29 protein-coding genes are annotated in these 21,250 nt (G+C 72.9%); 11 read left to right on the top strand and 18 right to left on the bottom strand.

From position 1 onward, the window contains the following. Positions 1 to 64: 64 nt before the first annotated feature. From DDF62_RS02795 to DDF62_RS02780, 4 genes are read right to left on the bottom strand one after another with little or no spacing between them, the layout of a single operon-like run. Positions 65 to 3,817 carry a baseplate multidomain protein megatron gene (locus tag DDF62_RS02795; protein WP_116487704.1) on the bottom strand — a complete coding sequence of 1,251 codons (3,753 nt, stop codon included), beginning with the start codon at positions 3,815 to 3,817 and terminating at the stop codon, positions 65 to 67. Beyond that, on the bottom strand, positions 3,817 to 4,254 hold the full coding sequence (locus DDF62_RS02790) for an NlpC/P60 family protein (RefSeq protein ID WP_116487703.1): 438 nt from the start codon (positions 4,252 to 4,254) through the stop codon (positions 3,817 to 3,819). The genes DDF62_RS02795 and DDF62_RS02790 overlap by 1 nt, the downstream gene beginning before the upstream one ends. After that, complete coding sequence (locus DDF62_RS02785) at positions 4,251 to 4,916, bottom strand: baseplate hub domain-containing protein (protein ID WP_116487702.1); 666 nt, start codon at positions 4,914 to 4,916, stop codon at positions 4,251 to 4,253. The genes DDF62_RS02790 and DDF62_RS02785 overlap by 4 nt, the downstream gene beginning before the upstream one ends. Next, positions 4,916 to 5,551 (bottom strand): DUF2460 domain-containing protein, encoded by a 636-nt coding sequence (locus DDF62_RS02780; protein ID WP_116488190.1) that lies wholly within the window; start codon positions 5,549 to 5,551, stop codon positions 4,916 to 4,918. Before DDF62_RS02780 ends, DDF62_RS02785 begins: the two co-directional genes overlap by 1 nt. 87 nt (positions 5,552 to 5,638) lie before the next feature. Between DDF62_RS02780 and DDF62_RS02775 the strand changes: the two genes are divergently transcribed. The 7 genes from DDF62_RS02775 (at position 5,639) to DDF62_RS02745 (ending at position 9,012) form a co-directional block, all read left to right on the top strand. Continuing rightward, entirely contained in the window at positions 5,639 to 6,154 is a 516-nt protein-coding gene (locus DDF62_RS02775) for a hypothetical protein (RefSeq protein WP_116487701.1), read from the top strand. Between the two features lie 79 nt (positions 6,155 to 6,233). After that, positions 6,234 to 6,692 (top strand): DUF805 domain-containing protein, encoded by a 459-nt coding sequence (locus DDF62_RS02770; RefSeq protein WP_116487700.1) that lies wholly within the window; start codon positions 6,234 to 6,236, stop codon positions 6,690 to 6,692. Positions 6,693 to 6,925: 233 nt separating this feature from the next. Beyond that, a complete protein-coding gene (locus tag DDF62_RS02765) occupies positions 6,926 to 7,339 on the top strand; it encodes a DUF805 domain-containing protein (protein ID WP_116487699.1) in 414 nt (137 codons plus the stop codon). Positions 7,340 to 7,344: 5 nt separating this feature from the next. Continuing rightward, complete coding sequence (locus DDF62_RS02760) at positions 7,345 to 7,746, top strand: hypothetical protein (protein ID WP_116487698.1); 402 nt, start codon at positions 7,345 to 7,347, stop codon at positions 7,744 to 7,746. Beyond that, entirely contained in the window at positions 7,743 to 8,162 is a 420-nt protein-coding gene (locus tag DDF62_RS02755) for a hypothetical protein (protein ID WP_116487697.1), read from the top strand. Before DDF62_RS02760 ends, DDF62_RS02755 begins: the two co-directional genes overlap by 4 nt. Further along, positions 8,159 to 8,593, top strand: coding sequence for a DUF805 domain-containing protein (locus DDF62_RS02750; protein WP_116487696.1), 435 nt, complete (start codon positions 8,159 to 8,161; stop codon positions 8,591 to 8,593). Before DDF62_RS02755 ends, DDF62_RS02750 begins: the two co-directional genes overlap by 4 nt. Continuing rightward, positions 8,590 to 9,012, top strand: coding sequence for a DUF805 domain-containing protein (locus DDF62_RS02745; protein ID WP_116487695.1), 423 nt, complete (start codon positions 8,590 to 8,592; stop codon positions 9,010 to 9,012). Before DDF62_RS02750 ends, DDF62_RS02745 begins: the two co-directional genes overlap by 4 nt. On the opposite strand, the gene DDF62_RS02740 is transcribed toward DDF62_RS02745, so the two are convergent. From DDF62_RS02740 to DDF62_RS02730, 3 genes are read right to left on the bottom strand one after another with little or no spacing between them, the layout of a single operon-like run. Then, positions 9,009 to 9,524, bottom strand: a complete 516-nt coding sequence (locus DDF62_RS02740; RefSeq protein ID WP_116487694.1) for a phage tail tape measure protein — start codon at positions 9,522 to 9,524, stop codon at positions 9,009 to 9,011. The two genes, DDF62_RS02745 and DDF62_RS02740, sit on opposite strands and share 4 nt — an antisense overlap. After that, a complete protein-coding gene (locus tag DDF62_RS02735) occupies positions 9,521 to 9,715 on the bottom strand; it encodes a phage tail assembly chaperone (protein ID WP_244286684.1) in 195 nt (64 codons plus the stop codon). The genes DDF62_RS02740 and DDF62_RS02735 overlap by 4 nt, the downstream gene beginning before the upstream one ends. Further along, positions 9,712 to 9,993 (bottom strand): GTA-gp10 family protein, encoded by a 282-nt coding sequence (locus DDF62_RS02730; protein WP_116487692.1) that lies wholly within the window; start codon positions 9,991 to 9,993, stop codon positions 9,712 to 9,714. Before DDF62_RS02730 ends, DDF62_RS02735 begins: the two co-directional genes overlap by 4 nt. A gap of 65 nt (positions 9,994 to 10,058) precedes the next feature. Between DDF62_RS02730 and DDF62_RS02725 the strand changes: the two genes are divergently transcribed. Next, positions 10,059 to 10,436 carry a hypothetical protein gene (locus tag DDF62_RS02725; RefSeq protein ID WP_116487691.1) on the top strand — a complete coding sequence of 126 codons (378 nt, stop codon included), beginning with the start codon at positions 10,059 to 10,061 and terminating at the stop codon, positions 10,434 to 10,436. On the opposite strand, the gene DDF62_RS02720 is transcribed toward DDF62_RS02725, so the two are convergent. The 7 genes from DDF62_RS02720 to DDF62_RS02695 all read right to left on the bottom strand — a co-directional run bounded on the left by DDF62_RS02720 (position 10,433) and on the right by DDF62_RS02695 (position 15,073). After that, positions 10,433 to 10,849 carry a phage major tail protein, TP901-1 family gene (locus DDF62_RS02720; RefSeq protein ID WP_058349350.1) on the bottom strand — a complete coding sequence of 139 codons (417 nt, stop codon included), beginning with the start codon at positions 10,847 to 10,849 and terminating at the stop codon, positions 10,433 to 10,435. The genes DDF62_RS02725 and DDF62_RS02720 overlap by 4 nt on opposite strands. Positions 10,850 to 10,874: 25 nt before the next feature. Beyond that, positions 10,875 to 11,270, bottom strand: a complete 396-nt coding sequence (locus tag DDF62_RS25985; RefSeq protein WP_244286683.1) for a DUF3168 domain-containing protein — start codon at positions 11,268 to 11,270, stop codon at positions 10,875 to 10,877. Next, on the bottom strand, positions 11,267 to 11,533 hold the full coding sequence (locus DDF62_RS25980) for a head-tail connector protein (RefSeq protein ID WP_244286682.1): 267 nt from the start codon (positions 11,531 to 11,533) through the stop codon (positions 11,267 to 11,269). The genes DDF62_RS25985 and DDF62_RS25980 overlap by 4 nt, the downstream gene beginning before the upstream one ends. 205 nt (positions 11,534 to 11,738) lie before the next feature. Further along, positions 11,739 to 12,974 carry a phage major capsid protein gene (locus tag DDF62_RS02710; protein ID WP_116487689.1) on the bottom strand — a complete coding sequence of 412 codons (1,236 nt, stop codon included), beginning with the start codon at positions 12,972 to 12,974 and terminating at the stop codon, positions 11,739 to 11,741. 158 nt (positions 12,975 to 13,132) lie between these two features. Beyond that, complete coding sequence (locus DDF62_RS02705; RefSeq protein WP_116487688.1) at positions 13,133 to 13,531, bottom strand: HK97 family phage prohead protease; 399 nt, start codon at positions 13,529 to 13,531, stop codon at positions 13,133 to 13,135. Beyond that, positions 13,528 to 13,779, bottom strand: coding sequence for a hypothetical protein (locus tag DDF62_RS02700; protein WP_116487687.1), 252 nt, complete (start codon positions 13,777 to 13,779; stop codon positions 13,528 to 13,530). Before DDF62_RS02700 ends, DDF62_RS02705 begins: the two co-directional genes overlap by 4 nt. Positions 13,780 to 13,936: 157 nt before the next feature. Beyond that, entirely contained in the window at positions 13,937 to 15,073 is a 1,137-nt protein-coding gene (locus DDF62_RS02695) for a phage portal protein (protein ID WP_116487686.1), read from the bottom strand. Positions 15,074 to 15,191: 118 nt separating this feature from the next. Between DDF62_RS02695 and DDF62_RS02690 the strand changes: the two genes are divergently transcribed. Beyond that, positions 15,192 to 15,638: an endonuclease domain-containing protein gene (locus tag DDF62_RS02690; protein ID WP_116487685.1), complete on the top strand. Its 447-nt coding sequence runs from the start codon at positions 15,192 to 15,194 to the stop codon at positions 15,636 to 15,638. Between the two features lie 9 nt (positions 15,639 to 15,647). Here DDF62_RS02690 and DDF62_RS02685 read toward each other — a convergent pair whose 3' ends face one another. Together DDF62_RS02685 and DDF62_RS02680 are read right to left on the bottom strand one after the other, a co-directional pair. Continuing rightward, entirely contained in the window at positions 15,648 to 16,862 is a 1,215-nt protein-coding gene (locus DDF62_RS02685; protein WP_116487684.1) for a DNA-packaging protein, read from the bottom strand. After that, complete coding sequence (locus tag DDF62_RS02680; RefSeq protein ID WP_116487683.1) at positions 16,816 to 17,274, bottom strand: hypothetical protein; 459 nt, start codon at positions 17,272 to 17,274, stop codon at positions 16,816 to 16,818. Before DDF62_RS02680 ends, DDF62_RS02685 begins: the two co-directional genes overlap by 47 nt. Positions 17,275 to 17,377: 103 nt before the next feature. On the opposite strand from DDF62_RS02680, the gene DDF62_RS02675 reads away from it, so the two are divergent. After that, positions 17,378 to 17,806, top strand: coding sequence for a DUF7684 family protein (locus DDF62_RS02675; protein WP_116487682.1), 429 nt, complete (start codon positions 17,378 to 17,380; stop codon positions 17,804 to 17,806). Here DDF62_RS02675 and DDF62_RS02670 read toward each other — a convergent pair. Together DDF62_RS02670 and pbpC are read right to left on the bottom strand one after the other, a co-directional pair. Further along, the gene (locus tag DDF62_RS02670) at positions 17,803 to 18,447 is read right to left on the bottom strand and encodes a hypothetical protein (RefSeq protein WP_133244873.1); all 645 of its coding nucleotides are present in this window, start codon (positions 18,445 to 18,447) and stop codon (positions 17,803 to 17,805) included. The two genes, DDF62_RS02675 and DDF62_RS02670, sit on opposite strands and share 4 nt — an antisense overlap. Before the next feature lie 23 nt (positions 18,448 to 18,470). Further along, positions 18,471 to 20,633 (bottom strand): multimodular transpeptidase-transglycosylase PbpC, encoded by a 2,163-nt coding sequence (pbpC, locus tag DDF62_RS02665; RefSeq protein ID WP_116487680.1) that lies wholly within the window; start codon positions 20,631 to 20,633, stop codon positions 18,471 to 18,473. A gap of 53 nt (positions 20,634 to 20,686) precedes the next feature. Between pbpC and DDF62_RS02660 the strand changes: the two genes are divergently transcribed. Next, complete coding sequence (locus DDF62_RS02660) at positions 20,687 to 21,175, top strand: YcgN family cysteine cluster protein (protein WP_116487679.1); 489 nt, start codon at positions 20,687 to 20,689, stop codon at positions 21,173 to 21,175. The last annotated feature ends 75 nt before the right edge of the window (positions 21,176 to 21,250 follow it).

Below are 21,250 nucleotides of genomic sequence, written 5' to 3'. Positions count from 1 at the left end.
GAAATGTCGAAGCCCCTCAATTAGGCGGTTCCGCGCCGGGCGCAAGCCAAATGTTGCATTAATATCACAGCGCTGTCGTCGCAGGCGCGCCCCAGCCCCAGGTCGCCGAGCCCTGCGCCACCCTCGCCGACAGCGTCCCGGCCGCCCCCGACGGCAGGTCGGCCGCCCGCATCGCCGCCGTCCAGGCAAAGCCCGGCGTCGCCGTCTCGACCGTCCGTACCACCGTCTCGCCGTCGAGGATCTCCACCCGCCAGGCCTCTCCCGCCTCGGCCAGCGGGACCTCGCCCTCCCAGCCGTCGCCGCCGATCCGCGCGCGGCGGATCCACGACAGCCGCACCTCATCGCCCACGGTCCTCGCCCTCAGATGCGCCGGCGACCACGGCCGCAGGGCCGCGCCCCGCCAGGACGCCTCGACCTGCGTCATCGCCGGCCCCGCCGCCGGACCGCCGGCCGGCGCCGCGCGCCAGGCCAGCGGCAGGCCGCGCTCGGCCAGGCCGAGCTCGGCGCGGACCAGGGCCTCGTCGACCAGCACCACCCTCGCCCCGGCCGCGACCAGCGCCGCCATGTCCGAGCCCTGCTGCCCGCGCAGCAGGCCGCTCAGCGCCCAGGCGTCGGGCCCGACCATCTCGGCGCTCAGGAACTGCAACAGCTCCCAGCCCTCGGCCCCGCGCACCGCCAGCAGGTTCTCGCCGGCCAGCACCGCCGCGCGGCCGCGGCTTTGCGGCGCCCCGCCCTCCAGCCGCACCACCAGCCGCGTTCCCCGGTCGAACCGGCAGCGCGGCCCGGCCGGCAGGTCCGACAGCGTCGTCCCCACGCTCGCGCAGGTGTTCGCCGTCCCCCGTACGCGCAGCGCCTCCACCTCCGCCCCCGCATGCACGTCGAAGGTCCGCCACGGCTGGGCGGCGACGGCGACCAGCGGCCGGGCGTCCTCCTCCGCGCCGGGCAGAGGCGGCAGGTCCAGCACCACCACGGCCGGCGGCCCGAGCGCCGCACGCGGCGGGGCCGGGCTCCAGTCGATCTCGCCGGCCTCGCCCACGGCGGGCAAGACGGGCAGCAGCTTCATCCTCGGCCGCTCGTCGATATCCACCCGCGCCACGCGCCAGGTCTCGCCGTCCAGCGCCAGGCGGTCGCCGGCCTGCCAGCGCAGCGCCGCCAGCGGCGACAGGTGGACGACCCGCTCGCGCCGCGCGGCGCTCTGCGCGTCCAGCCGCCGCCGGGCGATGGCGCCAGCTTGAGTCGCCGTCAGCACCAGCGGCGCCTCGACATCCAAGGTCAGCGCCCCCGGCCCGCTCCGCACCACCAGCCCGCCGGCCTGGTAGTCGCGCGCCAGGTCGACGAACCGCAGCCGCACCGCGCCGGCCGCGTCCTCCAGCCGCCGCGCCGCGCTGGCCGGCGCGGCGCGATCCTCCGGCCAGGCCAGGTCGTCCCCGGCCAGCGCCCCCTGCGCCGGGCCCGAGCGCGACACCAGCCGCACCCGCCCGCCGCGCTCCACCGCGTCCAGCCCGAAGGCCTCGGTCAGCGGCGACAGGGCGTCGCGCAGGCGCATCGGCCGCTCGACCACATAGCCCTCCACCAGGCCTCCCATGGGGCCTGACGCCTCGCCGGGATCGATCTCCACCCCGGCCCGCGCCGCCACGGCCATGACCAGTTCGCCAAGGCCCGCCGCGCCGGCCCGGCCGTTCAGCCAGTGGCCCAGCCGCCAGTTGGGCGCGTCGGCCCACACCTGCGCCCGGGCCGGAAAGTCGGGGAAGGGCCGCGCGTCCCAGCACCAGGCGCTGGCCTCCTCGATCATCGGCCCGCCATAGACCGGCGAGACCGGATTGGCCTCCGGATCGCCCACCATGGCCAGCACCGCCTCCAGCGCCCGCCGCTGGCCCAGCGCGTCGGCGCCGCCGTCCGAAAAGGGCGGCAGCGAACTCTCGGCGCTTTTGGGATCGACAAACAGGTTGGGCGCATTGGCGCCCTTGTCCACCGCCCCGCAGCCGAACTCGATCAACCGGATCGGCTTGGATTTCGGAACCCAGGCCGTCGGCGTCGACGACCGCACCCCGCCCGGCCGGTCGTGGTGCGGGCGGCTCCACCACGACAGCAGGTCCTTGGGCCGGAACACCCACGGCTCGCCATGCGCCCCGTCGGTGATCGGCGTGCGCACCTGCGCCGCGCGGTCGGCGTCCGAGGCGTAGAACCAGTCGAAGCCCTCGCCGCCCGTCAGGCCGTGGCGCAGGTAGCCGGGATCGTGCGGCCCGCCCCAGCCGGCCACGGCGTCCAGATGATCCGCGCCGTCCCGCCAGTCGGTGATCGGCGGATAGTAGTCGATGCCCACGAAGTCGATGTCCGGATCGGCCCACAGCGGGTCCAGGTGAAAGTGCGCGTCGCCCGAGCCGTCGGCCGGCTGGCTGCCGAAATACTCGCTCCAGTCGGCGGCGTAGCCGATCCTGGTCGCCGCCCCCAGCAGCGCCCGCGCCTGCCCGGCCAGCGCCTTCAGCGCCGCCACGGCCGGAAAGCCCGCCACGTCGCGCACGCGGGTCAGCCCCACCAGCTCCGAGCCGATCAGGAAGCCGTCCACCCCGCCGGCCCGCGCCGCCAGGTCCGCATAGTGCCGCACGAAGCGGCCAAAGCCCCATTCGCCGTCGAAGAACGCCCCCACCTGCGCGGCCGCCGCGCCGGTCCTGTGCGGCGAGCCCGCCCGTCCCGGGGCCGGATGGCAGGTGATCCGCCCGCGCCAGGGATAGGGCGCCTGCTCGGCCCCGCCGCGCGGATCGGGCAGACCGGCGCCGGCCGGCACGTCCATCAGCACGAACGGATACAGCGTCACCGCAAAGCCCCGCCGCTTCAGCTCGGCGATCGCCTGCACCACCGCCGCGTCGGCCGGCGTGCCGCCATAGGCCACGCCCCCGCCGCTCTGCGAGATCAGCCGCGCCTGCCCGCGCTCCAGCCCCGCCACACGCCAGGCCATCGGCTCGGTCGGCTTGTCGGCCGCCTCGACGCCCGGCCGGATCTCGCACGACCCGCAGCGCAGGTCGGTCCCAAACCAGCTGACCACCAGGTTCACATGCCGCACGTTCGGCAGCTGCGCCTGCAACTGGTCCAGCGACAGCAGAAGGTCCGCCCGGCCCTCGGCGTTGTTCTGGTTCTCCGCGCTGGTCCGCGTCAGCCCCTCGCGCCGCAGCACCACGTCGGTCGCCAGCACGAACTCGCCCGCCCCCGGGATCAGGCACACGCTCTCCAGCCGGTCCTCCAGCCCCGTCCCGTCGCCGCCCGGCCGGCGGAAGACCTCGAACGACAGCTGCGGCGGCCGCCCGCCGAAGGCGTCCAGCGCCAGGTCCTCGAACACCACATAGGCTGTGCCGCGATAGGCCGGCGCCTGGCCCTCCACCGCTGCGATCAGCGGGTCGGGCATCTGGTCCTCCGTGCCGCGATGGACGCGCATGGTCACGCCGTCCATGTCCATCACCTTGCCGTCGGCCCACACCCGGCCGATGCCGTCGATCGGCCCCTCGCCCACCGCCAGGGCGAACGACAGGCTGTAGCCGTAGGACCGCACGCGCCCGCCCTTGCCGCCGGCCTCGCGGCGGTGCTCGCGGAAACGCGCCGCCCAGATCACCTGGCCGGCCACCCGCGTCCGGCCGAACGCGCAAGGCATGGGCGCCCCCTCGGCCGCGCCGGTCAGCTTCAGTTCGGCGATGCGCGGACCCGAGGTCCGGGCCGGGGCCAGGGCCGCGGCCAGGCCGACATCGACCATCGCCCCCAGGGTGGCGCTGATCGCGCCCAGCGACCCGAGGCTCGAACCGGCCCCGGTGAGGATCATCTGCGCCATCAGTCCTGCTCCGGAAACGAGAAGGCGGCGACCAGCCGCGCGCGCCACCAGGGTCCCAGCCAGCTTTCGACGCAGGCCCGGCCCCAATAGGCATGGATCATCCGCGCGCCCTTCGGCCCATCGGCCGACAGGATCGCGCAGTGCTTGGCCGCCGCCCCGGCGAGCATGCGGAACACCACCACGTCGCCGGGCCGCGCACTCGCCGGATCGACGGCCACCAGCGTCCGCGCCAGCCCCTCCAGCAGCGGCTCGCCGTCGCAAAGCTCGGCCCAGTCGGGGCGATAGGGCGGCGGCGCCTCGCGCTCGGCCCCGTGCAGCGCCCGCCACACCCCGCGCACCAGGCCCAGGCAGTCGCAGCCCGCGCCCCTCAGGCTGGCCTGGTGCTGGTAGGGCGTGCCCAGCCAGCGCCGCGCCTCGCTGACGACCCGGGCCCTCATCGCCGCCCTCCGTCGTTGGTCTCGCCCTCGGCGGGATAGAGCGTCAGGAAGTCCTCGCCCGGCAGGGTCGGAAAGCCCCGGAAATTGGCCGCGTTGGCGAACACGTCGCGGCAGGTCGTCCAGCGCCGGTCGCAGGTCGCGCCGGGATGGGCCGCCAGGTCGACGCCGCAGCGCCCGTCGCCCAGGGTCGCGTCGCAGCTGCGGGCGTAGGTCCGCCCCGCTGCCCGCTCCAGGTCCGCCGCCGGCCCCTCCAGCTCGGCGGTGAAGGCCTGGCCGGTCCACGACACCCTGGCCACGCGGGCCCGCCACAGCTCGACCAGCAGGTCCGGCGCGCTCCAGTCCACCCGCCGGCAGACCACCTGCGCGCCGTCATAGAGCCCCGCCTCGATGTCGCCGGCGGTGATCGCCGCCCCATCTTGCGAAGAGCCGTCCAGCGCCCCCAGCGCCGCGGCCAGGCCAGGCCCGAACCCCGCCTCGTCCTCGGCCGCCCCCGCGCTCCAGCCGCTGGCCGCCCGGCAGACCGTCCCCGCCACCGTCAGGTCGCGGTCGTGGTCGGTGAAGCCCAGCGCCACGCCGTCGGCCCGGGTCAGCACCCAGGCGTGGCACAGCCGCGCCGCCCCGCTCTCGATCCGCGCCGCCAGCGCCGCCTCGACCGCGCGCATCAGGCCCGCACCTCGACCAGCGACACCGCCCCGACCCGCGCCGCCCCGAACCCCTCCAGGGTCACGTCGATGCGGTCGAGATCGAAGCGCACCGGCGTGTCGAACAGGAAACCGGCGGTCACCGCCGCCCCCGCCGCCGGCGCGGCCGCCAGGGCGACAAGGCCCGTCGTCGCATCCACCGCGAAGGCCCCGGCCGCCTGCTCCACCCCGGCCACGGCCACCCGCACGGTCCCGGCCTGCGGCTTGCTGATCGGTCGCGACACCGCCGTCGCGCCGGTCCCATAGGCCTTGGCCAGCTGGAACGTCTTCCGGATCCCGTCGCCGGTTCCCAGCACCTGATCGGTCGGGGTGGGGTTCAGCGACGGCGCGCACGACTTGAAGTCGGCCGGGTCCCTGAAGCGAAAGCCGTGCAGCCGCCCGCGCCGCGCCTCGAAGAACGCCACCAGCTCGGCGGCCTCGTCCAGGCTGCGCGTCGCCGTGCCGACCAGGTAGCGCCGCCGCCCCTGCGCCCACGGGCTGGACCGGTGCTCGGCGCCCGAGGCCAGGCCGACGATCTCGGTGCGGCGCTCGATCCCGCTGGTCCCGCCGAAGGCCAGGCGCACGGGCAGCCGCACCTCGTGAAAGGCGCTCATCACCAAGCTCATGAAGAGCCCTCCTTGACAGCTGCACAATGTGAGTGATTATTTACTTACATTCCATCCAGACCCGCCGGAGACCCCGCCGTGCCCTTCTTCGCCCTGCTCTTCTCGCCGCGCGGCGCCATCGGCCGCGGACCGTTCTGGCTGGGCCTGTTCCTGCTGCTCGGGCTCGAGGTCGGCGGCTTCCTGGCGTTCGGACGGCATGGCGCGGCCCCCATAGCCGCCATCCCGCTGGTCGGGCCCTGGCTGGTCGACGTCAGCGGCCCGGCCTTCGGCTTCGACGGCTGGATCCCCGGCCTTGGCATCCTGGCCCTGCAAGGCTGGGTCAGCGGCGTGCTGTGCCTCAAGCGCCTGCGCGACATGGGCCACGGCCCCTGGCCGCTGGTCGGCGTCTGGGGCCTGGACCTGATCCTCACCGGCGGGCTGATGGCCTGGATGGGCCACCTGCAGGGCATGGCCGTCATCGTGCCGATCTTCACCGGCGCGGGGGCCTCGGGCCTGCTGTGGCTGGCGCTGCTGGGCTGGCTGGGCGTCGAGCCCGGCCCGCGCCGCGCGACGCCCGCGCCCACGCCGTCACCCGCGCTCGCCGTGGCGGGTTAAACCCTTGTCATGACGTCCATTTCACTTCAGCCGCGACGGGGCCGGCCCTAGTCTCTCCTCAAGGTTGGGAGACAAAGACATGGACTGGAAGACCCTGATGTTCTCCGCCGACGGCCGTATCGGCCGTCAGGCGTTCTGGATCGCCTGGCTGATGCTGCTGGGCGCCAATGTGGTGGCCGGGTGGGTCCCGGTCATCGGCAATCTCGTCGCCCTGGCGTCGCTCTACTGCTTCGTCTGCATCTACACCAAGCGCCTGCACGACATGGGCAAGAGCGGCTGGTGGCAGGCCCTGCCGATCGTGCTGGGTCCGGTGATGCTGATCGGCTCGGCCCTGTGGCTGGGCTTCGGCGCCGCGGCCATCGCCCTCAACGGCGGCGACCCCGAACTGTTCGCCCTGGCCGGCGCCGGCGGCGTGGTGATGTCCCTGCTGCTGGGCTTCCTGGTCAGCATCGGCTTCACGCTGTGGGTCGGCGCCACCCCGGGCGACACCAGCGACAACCGCTGGGGCGACCGGCCGCTGAACGCACTGGCCGTCTAGGGTAGATCGACATTCAAGATCCGAGTGTGGTCCTCGTCCTTCGACAAGCTCAGGATGAGGACCAGATTACAGGCGGAGATCGTAGAAAAACCTCATCCTGAGCCCGTCGAAGGGCGAGGTTTTCGTCTCAGACGCCGAATGTCGCCACGCCGGGCAAACCGCGCGAGAGCCCTTTCGCCCACGCAACCCCGCCGCTACTGTCGCGGCGGGGTTTTGTGTGTCGGGGGCGTGGCGTGAACGCGATCAAGGGCTATCTGACGGGCCGGTCGAACCGGCGCGAGTTCTGGATCAGCATGGTCCTGCTGGTGCTGGCGTCGGGAAGCGCCGGCGCCCTGGGCCACGCGATCCTCGGCAACGCCATCGGCTTCTTCCTGTGGCTGCCGATCGCCATCCGCCGCCTGCGCGCCGTCGGCTGGTCGCCCTGGCTCAGCCTGGCCCCGCTGGGCGGAAGCTTCGGCTTCGGCGTCCTGATGGGCATGGTCCGCACGATCGTCCCCGTCATGACGGTTGACACCGCCAAGCTGCTGTCGGTGGCAGTCGGCGTCGTCGCCACCTGGGCCTTCATCATCTGTCTCGGCGCGCGCCCGTCGCGGAAGGAAGCCGCCCGCCTCGACGAGGCCCCGCGCCTGGCCGAGGTCTTCGACTGACCGCCATGAGCCTGTCGACCATCCTGCGCGGCCGCGGCAAGCGGCGCGAATACTGGCTCGGCTTCGTCGTCCTGCTGGCCCTGCTGGTGGTCGCGCGGCTGCTGCCGCATCCCGTCGTCCGCCTGCTGGTGAACCTTTCCGGCCTGGTCTTCTGGATGGTGCTGGCCGTCCGCCGGCTGCGCGACATCGGCTGGCCCGCCTGGCTGTCGCTGGCGCCGATCGCGCTGATGGCGCTCGCCGTGCTGCTGGCCGTGCTTCCGCTCGTCACCGACGCCTGGGTCACCCTGACCGTCAGCGTGCTGCTGATGATCTCCGGCTGGGTCTGGGCGGTCTTCGTCATCGCCATCGGCCTCTGGAAGCCGAAGCGCCGTCCCGCCGGCGAGGACAAGGCCGAGGTGTTCGCATGAGCCCGCTGCCCGCCCTCTGGCGCTACCTGACCGGCCGCGGCAAGCGGCGCGAGTTCTGGGCGGGCCTGGCCTTGTTCTTTGGCCTGACGCTGTCGGCGGCCTTCGCGCCAAGCCCCCTCTATCTCAACGTCCTGCCGCTGATCCTGACCGCCCTGTGGCTGCTGCTGGCCTCGCGCCGGCTGCGCGCGATGGGGTGGAGCCCCTGGCTGTCGCTCGCGCCGATCATCACCGTCCTGGCCTTCTTCTTCGCCTTGCTCCTGCTGGCCAGAACCATCCCTGATCCCCAGAAGCTGTATGACACCTCGCTGGCGCCGATCGGCTTTGGCTGGCTGGCCTTCAACCTGCTGCTCGGCTTCTGGCCCTCCAAGGCCCTCAGGCCGCCGACGCCCGAGACGCAGGCCGAGGTGTTCGGATGAGCCCGGCCGTCGGCGCCTATCTGCGCGGCCGAAGCCGGCGGCTTGAGTTCTGGCTGTGGTGCGCCGGCGTCCTGGCCGCCAACATGGCCGCCACCGCGATCATCGCCACCGTCGCGCCGAACCTGCTGTCGTTGGACTGGCCCCTGCGCCTGCTGCTGTGGCTTGTCTGGGTTGTCGCCGCCGTGCGCCGGCTGCGCGACGCCCGCTGGCCGCTCTGGCTCAGCGTCCCGGCCCCAATCGCCAGCCTGGCCAGCGCCGCCTTCTTCGACCTTGCGTACGGCCAGCACGACGTCGCCTTCCACGTCGTCCTGCGCATCCAGGTCGAGGGCGCGGTGCTGGCGCTCGTCGCCGGCGCGGTGATCCTCCTGGGCTGCCTGCCCTCGCGCGCGCCCCGGATCGAACCCAAGACCCGAGCGGAGGTGTTCGGATGAAGCTGGTGCTGGCCTATCTGCGTGGTCGCGGCCGACGCGCCGAGTACTGGATCGCGGTCGTCGCCATCACCGTCGTGTCGCTCACCATCACCAACCTCACGGACGGCGACCTGGCCGGCAAGGTCCTCGACTGGACGAGCCTGGCGGCCTGGTGCGTCTTCGCCGCCCGCCGGCTGCGCGACGTCGGCCTGCCGTTCTGGCTGGCGCCGTTTCCGCTGGCCGTCGTGCTCGCCGGCCGAGGGATCTACCGGCTGATGATCCAGGCGAGCGACAACGTCGTCAGCGGCCTGAGCAGCCTGAGCGCCGTCAACCTCGTGACGGCCCTGGTCGTCATCGCGCTGATCATCCTGCTCGGCGCCTGGAGATCCAAGCCCGCCCCGCCGCCCACGCCCAGGGAGCGGGCCGACGTCTTCGGCTAGAGCCGGCGCGCGCCCAGGCTGACCGCCCGCGCCAGGGCCTGGGCCAGCTGGGCGTCCGAGCGGGCCAGGGCCGGGGCGTCGCCGCCGCTGACCTGCACGGTCACGCTGATCCCGCCCCCGCCGCCAACGGGCTCTATCGTTCCCGCCCCGGCCGGCCGGAACACCTCGGGCCCGCGCTCGCCGACCAGATAAGCCCCGCCGCCGGTCACCGGACCGCCCTCGGCCCGCGCCCCGGAGAACACGCCCGACACCGCCGCGCTCAGCGCCTCGCCCAGGCCGCTTCCGCGACCGCCGGACACCGCGCCCAGCACCGCCCGCGCCAGGTCTGCCAGCGACAGCTCGCCGTCGGCGGCCGCCCTCGCCAGCGACCGCGCCAGGTTCTCGCCGGCGTGGGCGAAGGCGTCCTCGATCGACCGCGCCGCCGCCCGGGCCGGGGCTTCCAGGCCCGCCAGGGCGTCTGCCGCCTCGGCCGTGCGCAGCGGCAGGCCTTCGACCTCATTGAAACCGCTCATGCCTCGTCCTCCATCGCGTCGGGAAACCGCGCCATCAGCGCCGCCAGCGCCGGCCGCCCCATCGCTGCGCCGCCGACCTCGCCCTCGCCCGCCAAGGCCCGCCACTCCTTCAGCGACAGCCGCCAGAACGCCGCCGGCGGGATGGCGAACGCCACCGCCGCCCGGCGCAGCATCTCGCCCCAGGGGCTCACGCGGCCGCCGCCAGGGCCATGGCCACCGCCGCGGCGGCCTCGCGCGGGTCCAGCCGGCCCGCGTCCAGCGGCCCCAGCTCGTCGTCGACCAGCGCCTCCAGCACCGCCATCAGCTCGCTCGCCGACGGCCGCGCCAGCCGCGCCGGCAGCTGGCTCCAGTCGGACAAGCCCAGCGCCGCCTCGATCCTGGCCAGGCCGCCCAGCGTCAGGCACAGCCGCCGCGTCACCCCGCCCAGCGTCACGGCGACCTCGCCGCGCGCGCGATTCACCTCGCCCATCTCGCCTCCTTGTTGCTTGCCGGACCGAAAGCTAGGCTGCGCCCGCCTGGTCCCCTTTCTTCGCGATGGCCGCCCTGTCCGACCTCCTCGACGTCATCGGCTTCCTGTTCGTGCTCGCCGCCTGCTGCGGCCCGTTCGCGCTGTATCTGGGCTGGCTCGTGGCCGCCGGGCGCGAGCGCGACCACCTGCGCATCAAGCGCGACTACGAGGGGTCCGGCCGCAAGGTTCTCGAGATCGCCTTCGCCGGCCTCGATTTCCCCCAGCGCAACGGCGCGCCGCCGTGGCGGCTCTACCGGGTGTCGCTGCAACGCGACGACGGCCGGGTCGAGATCTTCCGCGTCGGCGTGGAGGCCACACTGGTCTCCGACCCCGACCTGCGCGACGACGACCCCGAGCGCCTGCGCGCCTTCAAGGCCGAGAACCAGCGCTTCTTCCTCGGTTAGATCGCCGTCACGCTGACCGCCCCGGCCGAGGCCAGGGTCAGGGCGAAGGCCGCCTCGCCGTCGTGCTGGCCGGCATATTCCAGCGCCGAGACCAGGAACGGCCCCTCCAGCTGGGCGAAGTCGGGGATCACCAGGCGCCAGGTCCTGGCCGTCTGCGAAAAGAAGCTGTCGCGCACCAGGGCGTCCGAGGCCGCATCGCGGAACACCCCCGCCCCCGACACCGCGGCCGAGCGCACGCCCGCCCCGGCCAGCAGTTCGCGCCAGCGCCCGGCGCTGTCGCCGTCAGTGGCGTCGATGGTCCTGGCGTTCAGGCTGATGGTCCGGGCCCGCAGGCCCGCCACCGTCACGAAGGCCTGCGGCGAGCCCCCGTCGCCGATCTTCAGCAGCATGTCCTTGCCGGCTTGCGCGGCCATGGTCGATCTCCTTCGTTGTTGGACTTCAGGCCGGCTCGCTGACGGCGCGCACCCGCAGCACGCCCAGGGTCAGCTCGTCGTCGGCGGCGGAGAACACGTCGCAGAACCGCACCTTCAGCGAGGCCAGCGCGCGGCCCTCCACCGCCGGCGCGGCGTCGTGCAGCGCCAGCCGGGCGGCCGCGACCATGGCCCGCGCCTCCTCCGCCCCGCCGAAGCGCGAGGCGCAGGTGAGGGTCACGACGTGCTCGAGCAGGTCGCCCTCGCCCACGGGCCGGCTCTCGATCCGGCCGACGCTGATGCACGGATAGGTCAGCATCCGGGGCGGGGCGGCGTGCGCCCGCGTCCCCACGATCGCCGCCACCGCCGGCGCGCCCGCCAGCAGGTCGGCCAAGGCCCTGGCCAGGGCGATCTCGGCGCTCACAGCCGCGCCTGCCGGAACGGCGCGAGCCACGGCTCGACCAGCGACAGCGGCGGCGGCCTCGCGTCGCCGCGGTGCTCGTAGGCGTGGCAGGCGAGGATCAGCACCGCCAGGCGCAGCGGCGCGGGACTGGCGGCGCTCATGACGACCCCGGCCGCCTGCCCGACCCGCGTCTCGGCGGCGTCGATCAGCAGGGAAACCAGCTCGTCCTCGCCACCTGCGCGCAGGAAGTCCCTGGCCTGCGCCAGGGTCACGGAATTGGGCATGGGGATTTCCAGTGTTGGGGGAAGGCGCCCTGCGGGTCGGCCTTCGGGAACCTCCCCCCGTGGGGGAGGCGATCGCGCAGCGATCGGTGGGGGGAGACCTGCGAAACCGGCCGTCTCCGCGACAGCTGAGAACGTCCCCCCTCCGGCCCTCCGGGCCGCATCCCCCACAGGGAGAGGTTCCCGGAAGGTCGGAGGAAGGTTCAGATCAGCTCACCGAGAACTTCAGCAGCTTCACCGCGTCGAAGTTCTGCACGCCGCCGCCCACCCTTTTCGTGGTGTAGAACAGCACGTGCGGCTTGGCCGAATAGGGGTCGCGCAGCACCCGCACCCCGGCGCGGTCGACGATCAGGTAGCCCTTCTCGAAGTCGCCGAAGGCCACGGCGATGCTGTTGGCGCCGACATCGGGCATGGCCTCGATCTCGGTCACCGGAAAGCCGAGCAGGGACGCCGACTGGCCCGGCTGCAGGGCCGCGTTCCAGATGTAGTTGCCCTGCGCGTCCTTGAACTTGCGCACCGCGCTGACCGTCCTGCGGTTCAGCACGAAGCGGCCGTTCTGGCGGTACTGGGCCCTGGCCGAATAGATCAGGTCGATCAGCTTGTCGGTCGGGTTGCTGGCCGGCCAGTTGCCGGCCACGCCGGTGGCCACATAGCCCAGCTGGCCCCAGGCGTACGACGCGTCCGGGGCGGCGGTGTAGGCCAGAAGGCCCTTGGGCTTGTTGACCCCGTCGCCGGCCACGAAGGCCGCCGTCTCCTGGGCGGCGAAGGCGTCCTGCACTTCTTCCGCCAGCCACTCGTCGATGCTGACATAGGCGTCGTCCAGCAGCGCCTGAGTCGCGGCCGGACTGGCGTAGAGCTCGCCGGCCGGGAAGTCGATGACGTCCAGCGTCGGCGCCGTGGTCTCGGGACGCGCGGCGGTCTCGGCCACCCAGGCGGCGGCCAGGCCCGTGGGCGACACCGGCTTGCGGAACGTACCGCCGCCGATCGTGCGCACCTGGCAGATCTCGCGCATCGGGCTGGTGGCCGCCAGGCGGCGCAGGATCTGCCGCTCCAGCTCCGGCGGCGCCACATAGCCGCCGGCCGTGGCCACGCCCTCCGACAGGCCCTTGGCCTCGAGCAGCCCCCCGACAAGACCGGCCGTCTCGCCGGTCTTCACATAGCGGTCGAAGGCGGCCTTGCGCTCGTCGACCCGCGCGGCCGGCGCCTCGCTCGCCAGGGCCGGACGGCGGCTCTCGGCCAGCACGCGGTCCAGCCGGTCCTGGGCGGCGTTCAGGGCCGCGTCGATGCGCGACACCTTCTCCTCCAGGAGCACGTCCGCGCTCTTGCTTTCGATGGCCGCCAGCCGCTGGTCGTTGGCGGCCTTGAAGCCTTCGAACGCCGCCAGCATTTCGGCCAGCGCCGCCCGGGCCTCCGGCGAGGCCGGGACCTGTTTGGTTTCCTTCATGGAGTTCTCCGTGAAAAGCCCTTCCCCCTCGATGGGGGAAGGGTTTGGGATGGGGGTGACGCAGCGCGTCAGCCCCGCAGCCATCGGCGGTCAGGGGCGCGGAAAGGCCGCTCCACCCCCAACCCCGGCCCTTCCCCCATCAAGGGGGAAGGGAGATCTCAAACCACCGCCAGCCTTGCCGCCGGCAGCATCGGAAACGTCACGATCGACACCTCCCAGAGGTCGACGCGGCTCAGCACCCGCAAGCGCCCGTCGCGTCGCGCCTTGACCTGCCGAAAGCCGATCGACAGCCCGTCCAGCGCGCCGGCCTTCACCAGCGCCGCCACCAGCCGCCCGCGCGGCGTCGCGGTGATGATCCGCCCACGGACGAACAGGCCGCGCGCGTCCTCGAACGCCTCGTCCCAGACGCCCACCGGCTCGGCCTCGTCGTGCTGGTGCAGCATGCGGATCGGCCCGGCCTCCAGGCTCTGCCTGAAGGCGCCGGCGGCGGTGACGTCGTCGTTGAGATCGCGGGTCCAGAACAGCGACGCGTAGCCTTCGATGCGCAGCTCGCTCATCGACCGCCCCCTTCCAGCTTGGCCTCGATCCGCACCAGGGCCGCGCGCGTGGCCTCGGCCTGGGTCTCGAGCCTGGCCAGCCGCTCGGCCACCGGGGCCTGGGCGTCGAGGCGCTTCTGCATCTCGTCGATCCGCGCGCTGGCCCGCCCGGCCCACATCAGCGCCGCGGCCGCCTGCAGCGTCACCGCCACCAGCACGGCCGCCGAGATCTGGCGGTCCAGCCGCCAGCGGTTGGGGGATGAAGTCATGGAAGTCCGTTCTCCAGGATCCTCCCCCTGAAGGGGGAGCTGTCGGCGAAGCCGACGGAGGGGGATGTGATTGCGGAGGTGGCGATGCACCGGAGGCCGAAGGGGCTTCCCCCTCCGGCCCTTCGGGCCACCTCCCCCTTCGGGGGGAGGATCTTGATCACCCCTCCAACCCCGCCAGCCTTCTCCGCTCCTCGCCGGTCAAAAAGCTCGCCGCCTCCAGCCGCGCCCACAGCGCGTCCCGCTCGGCGCTCAGCGCCGGCACGGCGTCGAGATCGCAGCCCACCCGCGCGCCGGGGAACTTGCGCCCCAGCCAGGCGGTGATGGCCCGCGCCGCCCGCTCGGCCAGCGGAACCACCGTGTGCCGCCAGAACGCCCCGTTGGCCTCGCGATAGTTGGCGTAGGTGTTGTCGCCGGGGATCCCCAAGAGCTGCGGCGGAACCCCGAAGGCCAGGGCGATCTCGCGCGCCGCGGCATGCTTGCCCTCGACGAAATCCAGGTCGGCCGGCGTCAGCGACATCGGCTTCCACTCCAGCCCGCCCTCCAGCAGCAGCGGCCGGCCTGCGTTGTCGGCGCCGGCGTGCGCATTGGCCAGCTCGGCCTTCAGCCGCTCGAACTGCTCCTCGGAAAGCCGGTCCCCGTCGCGCCCGCCATAGACCAGCGCCCCCGACGGCCGCGCGGCGTTGTCGAGCAAGCCCTTGTTCCACGCCCCCGAGGCGTTGTGCACGTCGATGGCGAAGGCGGCGGCTTCGAGCGGCGAGGCCCCGTAGTGGTCGCTCGTCGGGTTGAACAGCTTCAGGTGCAGCACCGGCAGCCAGCCGTCGGCGTCCCGCCCGATCCGCGCCGTCCGCCCGCCGGCCTGGTAGTCATAGGCCGCCGGCCAGCCGCGCGGCCCCGGAACCACCGCCATCCGGTCGGGCCGCAGGGCGTAGAGCTCGCTCGGCTGCTCCCCGGCTGCCTCCAGGTAGCCGTTGCCGGCCACCTGCAAGTGCCCGAAGAACGCCTCCATCAGGTCCGGTCCGCCCTGCTCGGGATTGGGCGCCGCCAGCAGCCGCGCCAGCGGATGATCGTCGCTGCGCCGCCCGTCGTGGAACACCGCCAGCGGCACGGACCCCGCCGCCTCGGCGATCATCCGCACGCAACGATAGGCCACGGGGTTCTTGGAAAACCCCTCGGCCGCCAGGGCCCCATAGTCCCTCGGCGTCCACTGCGGCCGCCCGCCGCTGGTCAGCGCCACCAGCCTGGCGGCCCGCGAATCCTTGATCTCCGGCACACGCCGGCGCGCGAAAAGGGCCATGGCCGCTCCCGTGAAGGTTGAGAACAAATGAAGAACGATGTAGGGTGTGGCGACAATAGGGAACCTCCCCCTGTGGGGGAGGCGATCGCGAAGCGATCGGTGGGGGGAGCGACAGCCGATGCCCGACGAAAACCCGCTCGTCAGACGCGCCCGCGCCCTGCGCAAGGACATGTCCCTGCCGGAAATGATGCTCTGGAAGGCTTTGCGCGGCGGCCAGCTCGACGGCCTGCGCTTTCGCCGCCAGCACCCGTTCGGGCGCTACGTACTCGACTTCTACTGCCCGGCCTTCAAGCTGGCCGTCGAGGTCGACAGCTATGCTCACGAGACCGAGGACCGGCCACGACGCGACGCGATCCGCGACGACTACATGGCCAGTTTCGGCATCCGCACGCTGAGGATACCCGCTGCCGAGGTGCTAAAATCGGTCGACGACGTGGTCGCGACAATCCGTGCGAACCTCCCCCCACCGACCGCTGCGCGGTCGCCTCCCCCACAGGGGGAGGTTTCCCATCTACAAACCTCCCCCTGTGGGGGAGGCGGCCCGAAGGGCCGGTGGGGGGAGTAACTTCAACGCCTACACCACCCTCAACCTCGGCGCCCGTCCCCCGCCCAGCATCAGCTCGCTCAGCGCCCAGACCAGCGCATCGGCCCGGTCCGGACTGTGGCCCAGGTCGCCGTCGCCCAGGCCCATCAGCTCCTCCTCCAGGGCCGGGAAGGCGCCGCAATGCACGACCTTCCCCTGCTCGTACAGAGCCGCCACCGGCTCGGCCCGGGCCCGCTTGCCCACCGACGCGCGCACCAGCTTGATCGGGCACGGCGGGGCGGCCTGGGCCAGGACGGTGCGCACCATGTCGCCGCCCTGGTTGGCCTCGGCCACCAGGGCGTCGGCGTCGAAATCCACGGCCGCCGCCACCGCCAGGCTCGCCCAGCCGTTGGGCGACAGCCCCCGCGCGGTGCGGTCGGCCAGCACATAGGCGCGGCCGTCGCGGCGTCCGGCGACCACCACCCCGCAGGCGTCGCCGCGCGCGGTGGCCGGCGGATCGACCGCCACCACCACCCGGTCGAACTTCGCCGGCGGCGCGCCCCGACAGCTCGCCAGGTCCTCGGCGCGGAACAGGCCGCCATCGGTCTCGACGACGATCCCGTCCAGCTCCTGGGCCGCCAGCCGCGTGCCGCCGTACAGCGCCTCCAGCGTCGCCAGGAAACGCGGCGCGAGGTTGCCGGCATTGGCCGCCGTCCCCGCCCGCGTGGTGGCCACGCCCGGCTGCGCCATCAAGACCTTCAGCGCCCGGGTCGGACGCGGCGTGGTGGTCACCACCAGCCTGGGATCCTCGCCCAGCCGCAGCCCGAACCGCAGCATGGCCAGGGTCTCGCCGGCCTTGGGCCAGGCGCAGAACTCGTCGGCCCAGGCGGCATGGAACTGCGGCCCGCGCAGGCTGTCGGGATCTTCCGCCGAGAAGGCGTAGGCGGCGGCCCCATTGGGCCAGACCAGTCGCCGGCGAGAGCTTTCCCACCGCGGCCGGAAGGCCGGCCCGCTGGTCGCCCGCAAGCCCGAAGCCCCCTCGACCATCACCTCGCGCACGTCGTGCAGGGTCGGCCCCACCAGCGCCATGCGCGGTACGGTCAGCGCCATCTGCGCCAGCCACCGCGCCCCGGCGAAGGTCTTGCCTGATCCCCGCCCGCCCAGCAGCAGGAAGGTCGACCAGTCCTCGCCGCCCTCCAGCTCCTGATGCGGCAGCGGCTCAGCCAGAGCGACGCTGAGAAATCTCCGCTGCTGCTCCGGGCTCATCGCAGCGGTCGTCGCCGCCAGCCCCGTCGCGCCGCTTGCGCTCCAGGAGCTCCGCAAGCTTGGCAACCTTGGACTCAACTGCGGCTCGAAGCTCTTCGGGATCGTCGGGGATCTCGCCATGCATGTCGGCCTCGTCCTCTTCGCCGCCGTTCCCGGCGGCCTGTTTCGGTTCGGAGATCATGGCGACCACCGCCTTGGCCGACCGCGCGAAGGTCCCGAACATCCGGGCGCGCTTGTCGGCCAGGGCCACGACCGCGACGTCGTCGCTGTCCTTCGCCCGGTCCCATTCGGCGTCCATCGACGCCATGAGGTCGCCCTGCAGCCTCTCGCCCCAGCGCCGCGCCTCGTGTTCGCTTTTCTCGGCCATGACAGAAGTGTACGGCGCCAGCGAGCGCGTCTGATCCAGCCCCATGAGAAAGTTGCAAGCGACTGATATCGCCCGATCTTTTTCCGAAATCGCCGAGGATAGACGCGGCTCTATCCCCGTCCGGGGCGTCGCCTGCTAGGCTCTGGCCATGACCGCCCTCGCCTATCTTCACCTGCCGCCCGGCGCGCCGCCGGTCGCGCTGCCGGTCGCGGCCCCGTTCAAGGCCGTGCTGGTGCTGGAAGCGTCCGCCGACCCGGCCTGGCGCGCAAGGGTTTCAACCTGGCTGGTGTATGGCGGCTGCCTCTACGCCATGACCTGGGGAACCGGTTGCGAGGCCTGGCACGACGCGATCGACGACGCCTTCATCGCGGCCTTTCCGGGCGACCTGCCGGGCGACGACCAGCTGATCATGACCACCTGGCACGACGACGAGTCCCTCGACGAAGTCGCCTGGTTCGCCGCCCACGCGGCCGTCCATCCACTGTGCGACCTGGCTGGCGCCCTGGTGCTCCACATCGCCCAAGCCCCGCGCGAGGCCGCCCTGCTGGCCACGTTCCGCGCGCCGGAAACTGCCTAGCGCCCCTCGGAAAGCGCCCTGCAGTTGGCCCCGGCCAGCGTCTCGCCCGCCGCGGTCCGACGCAGGCGGTCCATCGCCGCCTCGCCCACGGCCTGGGCTCTGGCCCGGCCGGGATCGTCGAAGGCCAGCGTGATCGGTCGGCGGCCCTTGGCGCGGATCACCGCTTCCAGGCGTCCGGCCCGGTCGATCGCCTCCAGCACGCCGGCCTCGGCGGTCCGGTAGAGGCCCGTGCTCTGCTCGGGTATCGGCAGGTGCTCGGTTCCCGCCAGGCGGTTGGGCGGCGCCCACGCCACCGGCCCGCCGCCGACCCGCGCGCCGTCGGCCAGCAGCTCGACGGTCCAGCCGCGCCCCACGTCGTCGGCCCAGGCGACCATGTCGGCCTCGAGCGCCCAGGCGCGCGGCGTTCCGTCGGCGGCGGTCGCCGTCGCCCGATAGCGCAGCCTGGGCAGGATCCGCTCAGCGACCGGCCCCTTGGGCGGCGGGGCGACGCTTACGGCGACCTTGTCCAGCCGGCCGTCGGGCCAGGCGTGCGCATGGGCCATCGCGAACCAGCCCTTGGCCGTCCATTCGGCGAAGCAGGCGCGCGGCTGTGGCGCGGCGCTCGCCGTTCCGGCCCAGGCCCCGGCAAGAGCCAGGGCCAACACCAGTCCCGCCGCCCGCCCGATCAATACGGCAGTTCTTCCGGCGCCGGGACAGGCCCGCGCCCGTCGTCGACCGGCGCGTCCGGGGCCGCCTCGCTCTCCAGTTCCGAGGCCGTGCGGGCGAACTCCGAGGCCAGGGTCTCGTAGAAGCCGTTGCGCGGATCGGGCGAGGTGCGCGGGCCGGGATCGGGCAGCAGCCACGGGAAATCCCGGATCGCCAGGTTCTGGTGCGCGGCCAGCATGTAGCGCCGCCAGATGCTGGCCGGCATGTCGCCGCCCACCACCTTGTTCATCGGCTTGTCGTTGTCGTTGCCCACCCAGACGCCGGTGGCGAAATCGGGGGTGAAGCCCACGAACCAGGCGTCGCGCCAGTTCTGGCTGGTGCCGGTCTTGCCCGCCGCCGGCCAGCCGAACGCCGCCCGCTTGGCCGTGCCCTGGTCGACCACCTTCTTCATCATCTTGACCATCATGCTGGCCTTGGCGATGTCGTAGACCTGGGCCGGGGCCATCGGCCCACGGGCATAGATCGGCCGGCCGTCCTGGGCGGTGATGCTCTCGATGACGTAGGGCTCCACCCGCTGGCCGCCCAGCTGGAAGACCTGGAAGCCCGAGGTCATCTGCAGCAGGTTCACCTCATAGGCCCCCAGCGCCACCGACAGGTCGGGCCGGTCGGGCAGGCTGGTGATCCCGAAACGCCGGGCCAGGTTCCCCACCTGCGCGCCGCCGGCCTCCTGGGCCAGCTTGACGGCGATGGTGTTGGTGGAATTGACCAGGGCCTGCTCCACCGTCATCGGGCCGCGATAGTCGCCGCCGTAGTTCTCGGGCTTCCAGTCGCCGAACTGCACCGGCCCGTCGACGCGGATGTCGCTGGGCAGAACGCCCTTCTCCAGGGCCGCGGCATAGACGAACGGCTTGAAGGTCGAGCCCGGCTGGCGCCTGGCCTGCACCGCGCGGTTGAAGGGGCTGGCGATGTAGTCCGTGCCGCCCACCATCGCCCGGATCGCCCCGTCGGCCGACAGCGACAAGAGCGCCGCCTGGCTGGCGCCGGCGTGCTGGCCGCCCAGCGCGATGGCCTGGCGCACGATGTCGGCCCCGGCCTTCTGCAGGCGGGTGTCGATGGTCAGGCGCACGACCAGGTCGGGCGCGTTCTGGCCGGCGATGCGGATCGCCTCGGTGGTGGCGTAGTCCAGCACCCAGCCGTAGTCGCCCTCGTCGCTGACCGCGTCGGGCGAAAGCTTGGGCGTGTCGTCCAGGGCCGCGGCGTGCTCGGCCGCCGTGATCCAGCCCTCTTTTTCCATGTTCGCCAGGACCAGGCGCGAGCGGGCCAGCGCCCCCTCCATGTCGCGGGTCAGGGCCAGGCGCGAGGGCGCCTTGGGCAGCGAGGCCAGCAGGGCCGCTTCCGACAGGGTCAGCCGGCTGGCCGGCTTGCCGAAATAGGTCTGGGCCGCGCCGTCGACGCCATAGGTGTTGGCCCCGAAGAACACGCGGTTCAGATAGAGCTCCAGCACCTCGTCCTTGGTCAGCACCTGCTCCAGGCGCCAGGCCATCAGCATTTCCTGCAGCTTGCGCTCGACCGTGCGGTCGGGCGTCAGGAACAGGCCCTTGGCCAGCTGCTGGGAAAGGGTCGAGGCGCCCTGCACCGTGCGGCCCGCGCGCCAGTTCACCCAGGCCGCCCGGGCGATGCCGTACAGGTCGATCGGGCCGTGCTTGTAGAAGCGCTTGTCCTCGGCCGCCAGGAAGGCCAGCGGCACGTAGCCGGGCACGGTCTTGACCGTCACCCGCTGGCCATAGCGCGGCCCGCGCGTGGCGATCACCTGGCCGCTGCGGTCCTCGAACCGCACGCCCGGCGCGCGGTTGACGGCGAACAGCGCCTCGCGCGACGGCAGGTCCGGCGTGTCCTTCAGGTACTTGAACCAGACATAGCCCCCCGCGCCGCCCACGGCGAGGAAGCCCAGGATCACCCCGACCAGCAGGGTCAGCCACACCCAGCCCCAGCCGCCCCGCTTGCGCGGCGTCTTCAGGTCGGCGCGGAACGGCTCTTCGGGCGGCGGCGGCGGACGCTGCGGCGGGCCTTTCGGCGGCGGCGGCGGCGGCGGCGGTACGGGCGAAAAACCGCCGCCCGCCGGCGGCGTTGGGCGCGCGGGCGGGTCGTCGAACCTGTAGGGCGGCAGCGTCCAGTCGTTCACGTGCGGTGTTGCGTCCGGTTGGTCTTATCGGCGTTTGGGTTTAGGACGCGCGGATGATGCCGCGCAAACCTTTCTGGGAGACGAAATCCCTTCACCAGATGACCGTCCCCGAGTGGGAGAGTCTATGCGACGGCTGCGGCCTTTGCTGCCTGGTTCGCTTCGAAGACGAAGACACCGGCGAGGTGATCCCCACCCGCGTGCACTGCCAGCTGCTCGACGCCCATCTTTGCCGCTGCAGCGACTATGCCAATCGCCGCAAGACCGTGCCCGACTGCATCAAGCTGACGCCGCACAACATCGAGGACCTGGAGTGGATGCCCCCCTCCTGCGCCTATCGCCGCCTGCACGAGGGCAAGACCCTGCCCCAGTGGCACCCGCTGATCACCGGCGACCCCGACAGCCCCCACAAGGCCGGCGTCTCGGTCCGCGACCAGACCATCAGCGAAGCCAGCCTCGACGATCCGGAAGACGCCATGGACTTCGTGGCCACCGACCTGATGGTCGACAAGGGCGACTGGCCCTACGAACCGGACGAGGACTGAGGGCTTCGGAAGGAACCTCCCCCTGTGGGGGAGGCGGCCGAAGGCCGGTGGGGGGCCGTTTTCAGCTTCCAGGAC

Origin of the sequence: Caulobacter radicis, from assembly GCF_003094615.1 — a bacterium.
Classification (GTDB): Bacteria; Pseudomonadota; Alphaproteobacteria; order Caulobacterales; family Caulobacteraceae; genus Caulobacter; species Caulobacter radicis.
Note: the sequence above shows the minus strand (reverse complement) of the source record. Positions and strands in the feature narration are given on the sequence as shown.

Bases quoted from the DNA above. Each gene is read 5' to 3' on its own strand.
- DDF62_RS02660 (WP_116487679.1), top strand. From the start codon at position 20,687: ATGATGCCGCGCAAACCTTTCTGGGAGACGAAATCCCTTCACCAGATG.
- DDF62_RS02725 (WP_116487691.1), top strand. From the start codon at position 10,059: ATGGCCGCCCTGTCCGACCTCCTCGACGTCATCGGCTTCCTGTTCGTG.
- DDF62_RS02720 (WP_058349350.1), bottom strand. From the start codon at position 10,849: ATGGCCGCGCAAGCCGGCAAGGACATGCTGCTGAAGATCGGCGACGGG.
- DDF62_RS02770 (WP_116487700.1), top strand. From the start codon at position 6,234: ATGGACTGGAAGACCCTGATGTTCTCCGCCGACGGCCGTATCGGCCGT.
- DDF62_RS02790 (WP_116487703.1), bottom strand. From the start codon at position 4,254: ATGAGGGCCCGGGTCGTCAGCGAGGCGCGGCGCTGGCTGGGCACGCCC.
- DDF62_RS02710 (WP_116487689.1), bottom strand. From the start codon at position 12,974: ATGAAGGAAACCAAACAGGTCCCGGCCTCGCCGGAGGCCCGGGCGGCG.
- DDF62_RS02750 (WP_116487696.1), top strand. From the start codon at position 8,159: ATGAGCCCGGCCGTCGGCGCCTATCTGCGCGGCCGAAGCCGGCGGCTT.
- DDF62_RS02680 (WP_116487683.1), bottom strand. From the start codon at position 17,274: ATGGGGCTGGATCAGACGCGCTCGCTGGCGCCGTACACTTCTGTCATG.
- DDF62_RS02690 (WP_116487685.1), top strand. From the start codon at position 15,192: ATGCCCGACGAAAACCCGCTCGTCAGACGCGCCCGCGCCCTGCGCAAG.
- DDF62_RS02730 (WP_116487692.1), bottom strand. From the start codon at position 9,993: ATGGGCGAGGTGAATCGCGCGCGCGGCGAGGTCGCCGTGACGCTGGGC.
- DDF62_RS02675 (WP_116487682.1), top strand. From the start codon at position 17,378: ATGACCGCCCTCGCCTATCTTCACCTGCCGCCCGGCGCGCCGCCGGTC.
- DDF62_RS02745 (WP_116487695.1), top strand. From the start codon at position 8,590: ATGAAGCTGGTGCTGGCCTATCTGCGTGGTCGCGGCCGACGCGCCGAG.
- DDF62_RS02740 (WP_116487694.1), bottom strand. From the start codon at position 9,524: ATGAGCGGTTTCAATGAGGTCGAAGGCCTGCCGCTGCGCACGGCCGAG.
- DDF62_RS02705 (WP_116487688.1), bottom strand. From the start codon at position 13,531: ATGAGCGAGCTGCGCATCGAAGGCTACGCGTCGCTGTTCTGGACCCGC.
- DDF62_RS25980 (WP_244286682.1), bottom strand. From the start codon at position 11,533: ATGCCCAATTCCGTGACCCTGGCGCAGGCCAGGGACTTCCTGCGCGCA.
- DDF62_RS02755 (WP_116487697.1), top strand. From the start codon at position 7,743: ATGAGCCCGCTGCCCGCCCTCTGGCGCTACCTGACCGGCCGCGGCAAG.
- DDF62_RS02700 (WP_116487687.1), bottom strand. From the start codon at position 13,779: ATGACTTCATCCCCCAACCGCTGGCGGCTGGACCGCCAGATCTCGGCG.
- DDF62_RS02785 (WP_116487702.1), bottom strand. From the start codon at position 4,916: ATGCGCGCGGTCGAGGCGGCGCTGGCGGCGCGGATCGAGAGCGGGGCG.
- DDF62_RS02685 (WP_116487684.1), bottom strand. From the start codon at position 16,862: ATGAGCCCGGAGCAGCAGCGGAGATTTCTCAGCGTCGCTCTGGCTGAG.
- DDF62_RS02760 (WP_116487698.1), top strand. From the start codon at position 7,345: ATGAGCCTGTCGACCATCCTGCGCGGCCGCGGCAAGCGGCGCGAATAC.
- DDF62_RS02695 (WP_116487686.1), bottom strand. From the start codon at position 15,073: ATGGCCCTTTTCGCGCGCCGGCGTGTGCCGGAGATCAAGGATTCGCGG.
- DDF62_RS02795 (WP_116487704.1), bottom strand. From the start codon at position 3,817: ATGGCGCAGATGATCCTCACCGGGGCCGGTTCGAGCCTCGGGTCGCTG.